Source organism: Natrarchaeobius chitinivorans (assembly GCF_003841505.1).
GTDB lineage: Archaea > Halobacteriota > Halobacteria > Halobacteriales > Natrialbaceae > Natrarchaeobius > Natrarchaeobius chitinivorans.
Map to the genome: position 1 here is coordinate 1 of NZ_REGA01000009.1, position 12,042 is coordinate 12,042.

9 protein-coding genes and 2 pseudogenes are annotated in these 12,042 nt (G+C 57.3%); 5 read left to right on the top strand and 6 right to left on the bottom strand.

Translation table 11 applies throughout. The features are described from left to right. Positions 1 to 191 (bottom strand): annotated as a pseudogene (locus EA473_RS11240) (IS4 family transposase); the annotation flags it as partial. A gap of 211 nt (positions 192 to 402) precedes the next feature. On the opposite strand from EA473_RS11240, the gene EA473_RS11245 reads away from it, so the two are divergent. The 3 genes from EA473_RS11245 to EA473_RS11255 are packed head-to-tail and all read left to right on the top strand — an operon-like array spanning position 403 to position 3,244. After that, entirely contained in the window at positions 403 to 1,500 is a 1,098-nt protein-coding gene (locus EA473_RS11245; RefSeq protein WP_124195762.1) for a CRISPR-associated protein Cas4, read from the top strand. Positions 1,501 to 1,505: 5 nt separating this feature from the next. Next, entirely contained in the window at positions 1,506 to 2,447 is a 942-nt protein-coding gene (locus tag EA473_RS11250; protein WP_124195911.1) for a recombinase family protein, read from the top strand. A gap of 44 nt (positions 2,448 to 2,491) precedes the next feature. Beyond that, entirely contained in the window at positions 2,492 to 3,244 is a 753-nt protein-coding gene (locus EA473_RS11255) for a transcription initiation factor IIB family protein (RefSeq protein ID WP_124195763.1), read from the top strand. Here EA473_RS11255 and EA473_RS11260 read toward each other — a convergent pair. Next, a complete protein-coding gene (locus EA473_RS11260; RefSeq protein ID WP_165875266.1) occupies positions 3,209 to 4,504 on the bottom strand; it encodes a recombinase family protein in 1,296 nt (431 codons plus the stop codon). The genes EA473_RS11255 and EA473_RS11260 overlap by 36 nt on opposite strands. Positions 4,505 to 4,681: 177 nt before the next feature. Between EA473_RS11260 and EA473_RS11265 the strand changes: the two are divergent. After that, positions 4,682 to 4,927: pseudogene (locus EA473_RS11265) on the top strand (DapH/DapD/GlmU-related protein); the annotation flags it as partial. 90 nt (positions 4,928 to 5,017) lie between these two features. Here the strand turns inward: EA473_RS11265 and EA473_RS11270 are convergent. The 4 genes from EA473_RS11270 to EA473_RS11285 all read right to left on the bottom strand — a co-directional run bounded on the left by EA473_RS11270 (position 5,018) and on the right by EA473_RS11285 (position 10,521). Then, complete coding sequence (locus EA473_RS11270) at positions 5,018 to 6,955, bottom strand: MEDS domain-containing protein (protein ID WP_124195766.1); 1,938 nt, start codon at positions 6,953 to 6,955, stop codon at positions 5,018 to 5,020. A 382-nt stretch (positions 6,956 to 7,337) separates the two neighbouring features. Next, positions 7,338 to 8,270 (bottom strand): GTP cyclohydrolase MptA, encoded by a 933-nt coding sequence (gene mptA / locus EA473_RS11275; protein WP_124195767.1) that lies wholly within the window; start codon positions 8,268 to 8,270, stop codon positions 7,338 to 7,340. 343 nt (positions 8,271 to 8,613) lie between these two features. After that, positions 8,614 to 9,387 carry a methyltransferase domain-containing protein gene (locus EA473_RS11280; protein WP_124195768.1) on the bottom strand — a complete coding sequence of 258 codons (774 nt, stop codon included), beginning with the start codon at positions 9,385 to 9,387 and terminating at the stop codon, positions 8,614 to 8,616. 309 nt (positions 9,388 to 9,696) lie between these two features. Further along, positions 9,697 to 10,521 carry a helix-turn-helix transcriptional regulator gene (locus EA473_RS11285; RefSeq protein WP_124195769.1) on the bottom strand — a complete coding sequence of 275 codons (825 nt, stop codon included), beginning with the start codon at positions 10,519 to 10,521 and terminating at the stop codon, positions 9,697 to 9,699. Between the two features lie 530 nt (positions 10,522 to 11,051). Between EA473_RS11285 and EA473_RS11290 the strand changes: the two genes are divergently transcribed. Continuing rightward, positions 11,052 to 11,996 (top strand): calcium/sodium antiporter, encoded by a 945-nt coding sequence (locus tag EA473_RS11290; protein ID WP_124195770.1) that lies wholly within the window; start codon positions 11,052 to 11,054, stop codon positions 11,994 to 11,996. Positions 11,997 to 12,042 lie beyond the last annotated feature (46 nt).

Consider the following 12,042-nt stretch of genomic DNA (forward strand, 5'->3'; position numbering starts at 1 on the left):
GTCTCATCAGCTGTCGAGTTGTAGCTGCGTCTGAAGCCAGCGAGTGTTCGGCTTTCGCCTGCGGCGAAACCGAACACGAATGCCCAGACGAATGCGGGAATCTGGAGCTTGCGGTCGCGTTCGACCACGCCGAGTTCCTCGGCGTGCTCTTCGAGGAACTCGGAGGGAAACAATGTAGTGAGCCGACGCATAATCCGAGATGAGGAGGTTTCGTTGTGCACACTCGATACCTCCTCATTCCTTCCGAAAAGTATCCACGATAAGCTGTCGCTGTCACGTGGTTTCACGCTTAGCTAAAGACGGATAGACGCTCCGTAACCACAACTGGCGATTGATCAAGAGGCTTCTCGTTGGCACTCTCCTGTATGATTTGTAATCAGATCAGCAGTCGAGGAGGTCAACATGGGAGAAATAGATAAGGAAACGACTAGAACTCGGCCGTCTGAGACCAATCTGGTCGACGAAATCTCTGGAAAGCAGTTTCGAGACTGGTATCAGGAGCGGGAATTCCGGAAAAACATCGAAAACGGAAAGCCGTATTTCAACGGACCACCGTCGGTTCCGTCGCCCCGAAAACATAGTCCAAGCCAGCTACTGCAATGCCACCGAAAAATCGCATACCGCCAATGCAACGCGCCAGCAGAAAAACCGGATCCAACCGGGATGTTTTGGTTTGGGTCACAGTTTGAGGAAAGCCTCGTGATAGATTTCCTGAGGGAAGCTATAGTTAATGACCACGAATACGTCTCGAACTCGCTCTGGGTCGATTTCACCGCCCAGACCGATGCTGGTACGATCCAAATCAAGGGAGAAACGGATCCTGTGGTCGTAGATTCAGATGGTGAACCGTTGCTTCTCACGGAGATCAAAACCAAACAATCTGTAGACAACGTTCATTCGCCGAATAAACATCATCGAGCACAGGCGCATGCCTACATGAAGGGATTGAGCGAGAAACACGACCGGAAAGTGACGGAAGCAGTCGTCCTGTACGGCAGTCGAAAAACTCTGGACGTCAAGGTGTTCCACATCGAATTTGATCCGTGGTTCTGGCGCAATACAGTCCTATCCTGGGCAGAGACACATACTTCGTACCGACTCAACGAGGAGTTGCCACCGGCAAATCCCGAGTACGGTTGGGAGTGTAGTTTTTGTTCCTTTAGAGAGAGGTGTGGTCGAGGGAGTGCAAGCTACGAGAGCGTAGGTCCTGTAGGATTTCTGCCGCTCCATGAATACCCTCGAGAAGAGGTGAGGCGTCATCTGGAGAGTCACGAGAATGTAAAGCTCACACCGACCCTCTCAAAGCAACATCCAGACTTAACGGACAAATTTGGGGTACATGATTGGAAATGTGAACGTTGCGACGCGACCTATTCGCACGATTCAGTTGAATGGAACGGAAATCTTTCAGAGCCACCCCTCTGTCCCTCTTGTTGCGATCACGGTGTGCCAGCTACACTTCGTGGAGATTCTATCCTCTCACCGAGGAAAAGGGGGTGAACGAAATGGACGGAACCCACATTCCGAAGCGAGAGGAATCGATCGCTCAAAGCGGCTCTGAAGATGAGACAGAACTCGACGCTGGTATCTATGCAAGAACCTCTTCCCCGTCTCAAAAGTCAAAGTACTCCATTGACGAACAGATTAACCGTTGCTGGGAGCAGTGCGAAGCAGCTGGTTGGTCAGTCGAATACGTGTTCTTCGATAAAGCAGAATCGGGTCGAGACGTAGACAGGCCACAGTTTCAGAAGATGCTGGAACAAGCCGAAGCAGGTCGGATCGATGTCGTCATATTCTGGAAGTTAGATCGGTTTTGCCGGTCGCTTGCGGATCTTGTTCGAATAGAAGATAAGTTGCGCTCATGGGGCGTTGGGCTACAGAGCGTAACGGAGTATATCGACACGACGTCTCCAGTTGGCAGGTTCAACTTTCGGAACCTTGCATCGGCTGCAGAACTGGAAAGTGATCTCACGAGCCAACGGGTCCAAATCGGCATGTATGGACTGGCTAAAGATCACAAGTGGCCGAACGACCACCCACCGCTCGGTTACGAGAAAACCAGCGAGGGACGATTGGAGGTCAACGACGAGGAAGCGTCTCTCGTCCGGCGGATCTTTCGAATTTATCTCGAGGAGCGCTCCATGCCCCAGGTGGCCTATCTACTGAATGAGAAGGATCTCACAACGAAGAAAGGCGAGAGATGGTGTCGCCAAGCGGTAAGAACTGTACTTAGTAACGAGTTGTACACTGGGGAATACGAACTGGCAGACTTCAATGAATATGTTGACGAGTATCAAATTGTAAGCGAAGACCTGTTCGAAGCAGTCGTCGAGACTCGGTATCGCTTTCAAAATTCGAGTAACGAGATGGATTCACGGCGAAAGAAATCGAAGAGTGAGAAGATATTGGGCCACTTCAAGACAATGGTTGAGAGAGGTGACGGATAGTGACCGAAACAGCTTGCCCACAATGCGATGGGCAAATAAAAGAGATGGATCCGAAGCCTGGTACCTCTGTTTGCCAGAATTGTGGATTAGTGGATCCAGAAACGAATACCGAGCAGTCAAACGGGGATAATAAAGCGGATGGATCGAACACCCCCGTACAAACAGAAACCACATCGCCGAACGTAGCGTGGGTGAACGACGTCAGTGTCAAAGACTCGTCTGATGAAAATATAGTTGAACTACTCTTATCGCTTGACGGGGCAGCTCAGCAGTTGAGGTTTAGTAGAAACAATCGAATTCGTGCAGCCGAACTGGTGATCGCTGGGTGGGAAAATCGACTTCTACACGGCCGCAGTCAGGATGCACTCGTGGGTGCATGCGTTTATCTGGCATCCCGGGAAAGTGAACGGCCTGTCCCCGTCAGTATTGTAGCAAAGGTTGTCGATGAGAGGGAAGGGTTGATCAGTAATTCATACCGGGACCTGATGAGGACGTTAGAACTTGAGATACCTGTTGCCGGACCAGAGGCCTACGCTCAATATTTAGGAGAGGAGCTAGGAATTCAGGACGGTCTCGTTCGAGAAGTTGAGAACGTTCTAGACAGGGAAGTCGATATAAGCGGGAATCCAGCTGGTATCGCTGTTGGAGCACTCTACCTCATTGCCACCGCTCATGGTCACGACATAACACTAGTTGAGGCCGGAAAAGCGGCTGGTGTAGCTAAAGAAACAGTCTGGAGAAAAGTCAGCGATCTCCGAGAATTAGAAGTCTGTGAGGGCCACTTGATTCGGTCCTGACCCATCATTCTCATCGCTACTTAGATCTTCACGGGCCTGGTCGGCAGGTGTGTCTCCTGACCACGTGAACTTGAGATCTGGATGTTCAAAACCGCGCTGGTATTTGTCTGGAAGTAAATCAGTTCCAAACATATTGTCGCAGCTCAAGCACGTGTATGAGTAATCCCATTCTCCGCCCTCAGCCCGGTCGATCTCAAAGTGTTCCGTTTCGGGGCAAAAAGGACACCGTAATGGGAGGGTGTCGTGTAATTTGTTGAACTCCTCTTGTGTGAGAAGAGGTCCCTGGTGGTCACATTCTTGGCAGACGTAGTTTTTCAACTTCGTTCCCCAACGTTCCAGATCCCCATTATGCTGTAGATCACCGCCGCATTTTCTACACTGCGTGTGTATGCTGTCGAACAGAGTAAGGACGTACTCTTCGCCATATTGCTCAGCGGCTCGCTCTATAGGTTTAGGAACCGCTCGAGTTCCTGTTGGATCTGAACTCCGTCTATCAAGGATTTCTTGGACTGCATTGAAGACCTCTAGATCGATGACTGCAAGCTGTGGATTCTCTTTGATGACTTCGCCTTCGAGTGTTAGTTGGCCCAGACACAGACGGCTCTGAAGAAGTGTTTTAAGTTGAGAGTCACTTACACTTTGGTTATATTGGTCATTGATTGTCCGTTTCACCTCTGCTCGGTTTTGCTCTTGCCGATATAACTCGAAGGTTTCAGGAATGATATCCTCACCTTGCTCAGTCAACAAAACGTAATCATTTTCGTCTTTGTAGTAACCGAAAGGTGGCTGTCCGAAAGGCCACTTACCCTGCTCAAGCTTTCCAATCTGGCCGTCGCGTGCATTGTCACGGATCCGCTGGTACCATTCCCGTGAGAAAACGACTTGGCGAACTAACATCTGAAAGTCGTAAAGATCATCCCAGTCAAAGTAACCGTGTGTGCCAGCGTAGAGGATGATGTCGGCTTCCTTCAGCTGTTTCAGATATTCGAAGCTCTCCCAGGGATCCGCCCGGGTTAGACGATCAAGTTTCGAGACGCCTACAACATCAATCTCGTCCTCCTCTGCGAGAGCTGCAATCTCTTCTAATGATTCTCTCTTTACCGTAGCCGCTGATTCAGCGACTTCCACTTCTTTCCGAACATCTCCGTCAACACTGTTAACTTCTTCCTCGAGGTTATCGAGTTGCCTCTCGGTACTCTGACCAGCCATTTGAGGACCAGTGCTTACGCGCGAGAGAAGCGCCCATCGATCATCATCCACCTTATCACGTCGCAAGAGACCCAGCAACAGAGGGAAGAAAATGCTATTCTCCATGGACAAGAATTGAAGCAGAATAGTCGCGCCTGCTGTAAGGATGATTAGCCCCGTTTTAGTATGGATGGATTGCCCACACCCTCGCGCATATGCACTTAATGACTTTAGGATGGACAGCTCACCTATATCTATACCGCAACACACCCGCTCGACGCGGGCGAACGAATCAAAGGCCCGGAGTACGGCAAACCCGTGACGGTTGGTGATAACGTCTGGATCGGTGGACGAGCGGTTCTCAACCCCGGCGTCTCAGTCGGTGACAACGCCGTCGTCGCGTCCGGGGCGGTCGTGACTGAGGACGTCCCCGACGACGTGGTCGTTCGGGGGAATCCCGCGAGCGTAGTGAAAGACCTCGAGACAGACGGGTAACGTACTCGGTGGGTCGTCGCTTCCGGCGTCTAAAGAGGACAGTGAAAGTTCCAGAGTCACCCGGCCCGTGATCGTTCACATGAGGTGTCGCTACCGCTCGTGTACGTCGGCCGCGGGAAGCGTAAACGAAAACGTCGATCCCTCGCCCGGATCCGATTCGACCCAGATCTCGCCGCCGTGGCGTTCGACGATTCGCTGGCAGAGCGCCAGTCCGATACCGGTTCCCTCGTACTCTTCGCGACTGTGAAGTCGGTCGAAGACGGAGAACACGCGGTCCTGGTCTTCCGGATCGATCCCGATTCCGTCGTCGTGAACCGAGAGCACCCAGTTTCTGCCCTGTCGTTCGGCGTCGACGTGAACCTCCGGTGGGGCGTCCCCGCTGTAGGTTATCGCGTTGACGATCAGGTTCTGGAGAACCTGCCTGAGCTGGTTGGCGTCTCCCTCCGCGCGAGGCAGTTGCTCGGTCCTGATCGTGGCGTCCGATTCCTCGATCTGTATCTGCAGGTCGTTGAGCACGTTCCCGAGAATCTGGTCCAGTTCCACCGGTTCGAACGGATCACCTTGCGTCTCGACGCGGGAGTACTCGAGCAGCGCGTTGATCATCTCGCGCATGCGCTCGGCGCCGTCGACGGCGAACTCGAGGAACTCCTGACCGTCGCCGTCGAAGGATTCGCCGTGGCGGTTTTCGAGTAACTGGAGGTAGCTCGTCACCATTCGCAACGGCTCTTGCAGATCGTGGGACGCGGCGTAAGCGAACTGCTCGAGACGCTCGTTCGACTCCTTGAGTTGTCGTTCGTGGTTTCGCTGTTCGAGTTCGTACTTCAGCCACTGTCCCATCAGGTGGTGAAACGTCCGATCGGCGTCTGAAAACTCCCGGTCTCCCGGCTCCGTGGACACGAAAAAGAACGTGCGATCGGTCCCGTTCTCGAGTCGGATCCGCGTTCCGAGGTAGGCCTCGACGCCGAACGTTTCGTACGCGAGCGTCCCTGCGAAGCCGCTATCTTCGAGGTCGGTCACGTCCGCCGTCTCCTCGGTCGCGACGGTGAGTCGACAGCACGTCTCGGAGAGCGGGACCTCCGTTCCGGATTCCAGATGGTCGTGCTCGCCGCTTACCGCTTCGACCTCGAGCGTGTCGTGTGCCGGGTCGACTTTCGCCAATCCGCCGAGTTCGAGATCGAACCGGTTACGTCCCAGTTCGAAGAGGTTCCGTAGCTTCTCGTCGAACGACTGGCCGGCGTCGGCGGCGATTTCGATCTGTCGCTCGAGGTGTTGCTGGTGGTTCCGGAGTTCGACGCGGGCCGTCGTTCGGTCGAGTAACGTCCCCATCATTCGATCGATTTCGCGTTCGGGCTGATCGTGGCCGAAAAACTCCTCCGGCGGGGTGTAGTAGAAGTTCTGACACACCGTGTTACTGTAGATGAGGTGTGGGTGCGTCCTGATGACGTCTCGGATGATCTCGGCGGAGAACTTCTCGCGGTTGTACTGACAGAGTGCGATTCCGTTCGCATCCGGCAGGAGTTCGTTGAGCTTCCCCTCGTACTCGATGAGTTCCTCGAGCGGCGGATCGTCGCCGAACACCCAGGTCATTTCACCGGTGATTCGAACGCCCTCGAACTCCTCGGTCCCCTCCTCGATTGCACCTGCGATGAACGCGATCATCTCGTCGGGATCGAACTGCCCGTTGCGGAGGTACGCCTCCTGGGCGGTGTACATGACGAGCGAGCCAGATTCGAGCGCATCGTCGACGTCTACCCCGCTCTCTTCGAGTGCCGTCAGCACCTCCGTCGTATCGTTCTCGTCGGCGATGTAGATGCATCGTTCTCCGCGCTCGAGGCCGTGTTCGATGTACGGAATCGCGGTCGCGAACTGTTCGGCCTGCGATTCGTAAATAAACGCGAGGTGGTCGTAGGACTCGTGTTCGGCGACCGGTTCGACGAGGCCGTCGAACTCGGAACTGTTCTGGAGGGCTTCGAGACCGGTGTCGAGGCCGAGGATATCGTCCCTGGGCTGTTGTAGAGAGTGGCTCATGAGGTGCGTTGGTGACCGCGTCGCTTGTCGATGGAACTGTTTCGCTCTCGCCGACTGTTCCGCTCTTTCGCCAACGGTTCCGATCTCCCGCCATTATCGTAACAACTGAAACGATTCACACCGATCGCACGACTGCTGTGCGATCGGGTGTGCAGTGACGTTCAGTGGCTACTGTAGTCCATCAGACCCGGATCGGTCGGGTGAACCGTTTATACCGTATACACGGATAAAAGCCACGGTCACGGACGTTCGACGTCCGCAGGAGCAGGTCCCGCCGGTGTACCGCTACAGCATTCGCGTCATACGGTTTACTGTCCGTCAGTTCCGGCCCAGTCGCGACCCGGGCGGCAGGTGCGCCGGGACATCGGGACAGCAATCCGTCTCAGTCGCCGCCGTCGACTTCCTCGCGCAGCGTCGCCATGTCGACGATGCGCTCGGCGTGGGCGTTGTGCTGGTGGATCGACTCGTCGTTCGACTGTTTCATCGTGATCACCGCGTCGTCGGGCAGGTGATCGAATTCGGCGACGACCCCTTCCGCCATCGAGCGCACGCAGTCCTCGACGAACTTCGCGTCCGCGTGGGCCTCGTAGGTCATGTGATCTTCGTCGGGGCGTTTCGCGAGGTTGTAGATCCGCGCGCTCATCGCGTCTCGAGCGACGTCGATGACGTCGTTCAGGTCGACCTCCGGATCGCCGGTCGTCTCGACGGTCACCGTCGCGTGTCCGCGCTGGGAGTGGCCCGGCTGGGGGACCTCCTCTAAGAACTGGGTGATCGTCTCCGCCTCGACGTCCAGGTTCTCGAGGGTCTGTTTCGCACGTGCGGCCGACATCCCCTGCGAGCAGGGACAGACCGTCATCCCCGTCACCTCCGCGCCGATCTCCTCACGGGTTCCTTCGTCGGTCGCCGTCGCCGAGGCGATGACGTCGACGGTGTGTTGGGTTTCGCGGTCGGTCGCGGGCGTCCGTTCGCGGCGCATGAACTCGGCTTCCATCGCCACCTCCGCTCTGGTCGTGTAGTCGTGTTTCTCGAGCAGCCGTTCGGCGGCCTCGCCACAGACTTCCTCGACGCGGTAGGCCTCCTCGCGGGTGGCGTCCTCTAAAATCTCGTCGATAACCTCCATGTTGCGGCTCATGTCCGCGCCTTTTCGCCAGGCTGGGAGGTCCACGAACACCTCGAACTCGGCGGTGAACACGAGCGGACGCTGGCCGTCGCGGGCGATCTTGACGAGTTTCTCGACGCCGGTGACGCCGACCTGGCTCAGGCCGACGGTAACGTCGGGGGAGGTCGCCTGCACGTCCGGAAGCTGGTGACTCATTGTCACCACTCGGGTCACCAGCCGATTATGCCTTTCGGAACCAACAACTCCGGGGTGAAAATTGTCCGGTGAGGCCGTCATTCGCCGTTCCAGGATTCTCTTCTCGGCTGAAACCACCGGTACGGCCGCGAGTCGACGCCGCGGCTCTCTTTAAGTGCTTCTGGTCACAAGGTGAAGATACGACGGGAAGTCGGCTTCTCTCAAACTCACATCTCGCCAGTGAGCGGTGTCGCTCGTCTGAGTCCATTTTCTCGTCTCGAGCGTCGGCATACGGTCTATCGTACCGATGTAGCGGTGGGGCCGCAGCCGGCGGCCCACCGGAAATGACCTCCAGTAGTCCCTCTCAGTCGTGTTTTCGGGCGTTCAGTGAGACGCTCTTGACGCCGTAGGTCTGACAGGCGTTCGCCGCTCGCTCGGAGGTAAACTCGTAGTCGACGTTTTCTTCGACTGTGGTTACGTCCAGTCCCGCCGCCTCGATCAGGTCGGTGTAGCGGTCCACTTGTTCGGCACCACCGATACAGGCAGCCCACAGGTCTGCATCGTTCTTGATGCTTCCCGGCATTTGCTGTTCGCTGATGATATCCGAGAGGGCGAGTCGTCCACCGGACCGCAGCACCCGGAACGCCTCCTCGAAGACCCGATCCTTCTCGGCGGAGAGGTTGACCACGCCGTTCGAAATCACCGCGTCGAACGAGTCGTCCTCGAACGGAAGCTCCTCGATGTATCCCCGACGAAACTCGACGTTGTGAAAGCCGTTTTCCGCCGCGAGCGTTCGGGCTTTCTCGACCTGTTTGTCCGTCATATCCACGCCGGTGACCGTCCCGGTTTCGGTTACGTGCAACCCGGCGACGAACGCGTCCATCCCCGACCCGCTCCCGAGGTCGAGTACCGCTTCGCCCGGCTCGAGGTTCGCCAACTCGAAGTGGTAGCCGACGCCCGCGAACGAGTCGATCGCTGCGTCCGGAACGTAGTTCAGATCGTCGGGTTCGTATCCGAGGCGCTCGGCGAGCTCCCGTCCGGTCTCGAAGTGAAACTCCGCGTCGGACGACTCCGCGACGTCGCCGTACATCGACTTGACCTCGCGTTCGAGTTTTTCCGTGTCGAGTGATTTGCTCATTTTCTCACGCCTCTGGATGGCCGCCTGGGTGTTCGACGATCTCCTCGAGGGTGTTGGGGTCGATACCGTGTACGAGTTGCTGATAGTCGTTCATAATTACTTCATCTCTCGGCCTGATACGGTAGGTGGTCTGGAATACTGTAGCTACTTCGTGAAGTTTCGGCGGTTGCTGCCGATTTTGCACTCGCTGCAAACGAGTCGCCTGCTGGGCGGCGGCGGTCGTAGCCGAGTTCCATTTACTCGAGGCCCCGTCGAGGTCATCCTGTTACCGCCGTGATCGAATTGGACGGTTGATCGATGTTCCGGTCACTACTCGACGGCTCGTTGCGGCTCGAGTGGGCGAGCATCGGGTTCGTAGCGTTCGTACACCGACTGCGCCCAGTCACGAACTGCCGGCACGTCGGTATCGAGCAACGCCCGTATCGTTCCGCTGTCTCGCTCGAAACAGCTGATGACGACGCGATCGTCGAGAAGCCCGATTCCGTACGGCGGTAGCTCCTCGTGCTCCAGGACGGTGAAGTTGTCCCGCTGGAGCATCTCCGAACTGCGCTTCGGGTACGTCGAACGGAAGTACGTGTGGCAGTTCGGCCGGTCGATCAACGTGACGTCCACGCCGTCGCCGATCAGTCGCGTGAGAACGTCGAAACAGGGGTCCATCAACGCGACTTCGGGCCGGAGAAATCGGACTGTAGTCGTCCCCTCGAGAAGCGACTCGAATCGGTTCACCGGCTGGTAGGGGAAATCGGGCTCGGCGACGGTGACGGTGAGATCCGCCCACGTCTCGATCGAGAACCTGTCCATCTCGTCGGGGAGCCAGTGCCAGACGTCACGCAACTTCCGCTCGGTTTCGATCCGGTCGATCAGTTCCTCCATCCCGGACGCGATGGACTCTCCGAGCCGAGTTGCAACGTACTGATATCCGTCTTTACGGATCCACACCCGGTTTTCGAACTCGTCTACCGTTCGACGAATCGTCGAGGAGGAAACGCCGGTTAGTTCACAAAGCTCGGACCGACTCCGGGGGCGTTTCGTCAGCGCGACGAGCGTCGGAATACGGTGTTCGGACCGTGTGAGATACGCGATATCACCAGTCGGTGAGTCAGTCGGACAATGTCTTGTGTTACCTATTCCCATAGACAAGGTACGCTTACGAGCATGAAAACTATTTGCGTACGGGATGCACCCGGCCATCTCCACACGGGACGGACCACTCCGAATGCGATACGGTACGAAACGCTCACACCGTCCAAAGCGGTGATACCCTCCTCAGCCGTGAACGGCCCGATTCCATCGCCGGTAAAAGAGAGCGAACGGGAACCGTCGTCTGCAACGACGAACTCGGAATCGACGAGGCCCGTTCGTTCCTTTAAGTGCTTCTGGTCACAAGGTGAAGATACGACGGGAAACGACGACTTCTCGAGGGCTCTTCGATCGAAGTGACGACTTCGCTCACGACGACGAAGAGGAGGGCCTCGCTCACCGGACGGACGAGAGAGGACGGACCACCGCCGGCCATCGCTGTCGAGCCGACGCTGTCCTCGTTTCGCACGGAGCGCTGTCCTCGGTCCCCGTTTTGCACGGAGCGCTGTCCTCGGTCCCCATTTTGCACGGAGCGCTGTCCTGGTTTCGCACTGCTTATACCGCGTTCTCGAGTAGCCGACGCTATGTTCTCGGAGACGGTCGGTTCCGTTCTCGTGCTCGCTGCTGGCGTCGTCGCGCTGTACGCCGGTGCCGAGTTGCTCGTCGCCGGTGCCGGACGACTGGCTCTCGGGATCGGACTCCGGGCGGCGACCGTCGGCGTGACGGTAATCGCGTTCGCGACGACCACACCGGAACTCTTCGTCGCGACGATCGGCGCGCTCGACGTTTCGACGGACGTCGGACTCGGGGCCGTCCTCGGCTCGAACATCGCGAACATCGGCCTCGTTCTCGGCGTCGCGGCGCTCATCAAACCCCTGTCGGTGAGCGAGACGGTCATGCGTCGTCACGTCCCGTTCATGGTGTTCGCCGCGTTCTTGCTGTTCGTCCTCGGAATCGACGGGGTCATCGGCCGTCTCGAGGGTGCCATCTTCCTGTTCACGCTTGCCGGGTTTACGGGGTATCTGCTGTACTACGTGGGGGCCGATCCGGCACCGATAGCGGACGAACCCGACGCCGGTGAAGGAATCGAGCCGCGAGACGTCGCGCTCGTTCTCGGCGGGCTTGTCGCGCTCGTCGTCGGCTCGCGGTGGCTCGTCGCCGGCGGAACGGAACTGCTCTCCACGCTCGGCTTTTCGGAGCTATTCATCGGCCTCACCGTCCTGGCGCTCGGAACGTCGCTTCCGGAACTCGCGGCGTCGGTCGTCGGTGCGATTCGCGGCGAGACGGCTTTCGCCATCGGCAACGTCGTCGGTTCGAACATCTACAACGTCCTCGCCGTCCTCGGACTCGTGGCGATCGTCACCCCGATCTCGATCGCTCCGTCGACGCTCCGATTCGAGTTCCCCGTCCTGATCGTCTTCACAGTCGTCCTGGTCGGGATGATGGGATACGGGCGGCGGCTCACGAGGCTCGACGGGGCGGCCCTCGTCGTCGGCTACGTCGCGTTCGTCTACCTGCTGTTTCCGTGAGCGGGCGGACGCGTTCCGACTGTGACAGGCGAACCCGTTCCGGCAC

What these genes read in the sequence shown, in the direction of transcription:
- EA473_RS11255 (WP_124195763.1), top strand. Translation starts at nt 2,492, where the DNA reads ATGGATCCGAAGCCTGGTACCTCTGTTTGCCAGAATTGTGGATTAGTG.
- EA473_RS11280 (WP_124195768.1), bottom strand. Translation starts at nt 9,387, where the DNA reads ATGAGCAAATCACTCGACACGGAAAAACTCGAACGCGAGGTCAAGTCG.
- EA473_RS11270 (WP_124195766.1), bottom strand. Translation starts at nt 6,955, where the DNA reads ATGAGCCACTCTCTACAACAGCCCAGGGACGATATCCTCGGCCTCGAC.
- EA473_RS11285 (WP_124195769.1), bottom strand. Translation starts at nt 10,521, where the DNA reads ATGGGAATAGGTAACACAAGACATTGTCCGACTGACTCACCGACTGGT.
- EA473_RS11245 (WP_124195762.1), top strand. Translation starts at nt 403, where the DNA reads ATGGGAGAAATAGATAAGGAAACGACTAGAACTCGGCCGTCTGAGACC.
- mptA (WP_124195767.1), bottom strand. Translation starts at nt 8,270, where the DNA reads ATGAGTCACCAGCTTCCGGACGTGCAGGCGACCTCCCCCGACGTTACC.
- EA473_RS11290 (WP_124195770.1), top strand. Translation starts at nt 11,052, where the DNA reads ATGTTCTCGGAGACGGTCGGTTCCGTTCTCGTGCTCGCTGCTGGCGTC.
- EA473_RS11250 (WP_124195911.1), top strand. Translation starts at nt 1,506, where the DNA reads ATGGACGGAACCCACATTCCGAAGCGAGAGGAATCGATCGCTCAAAGC.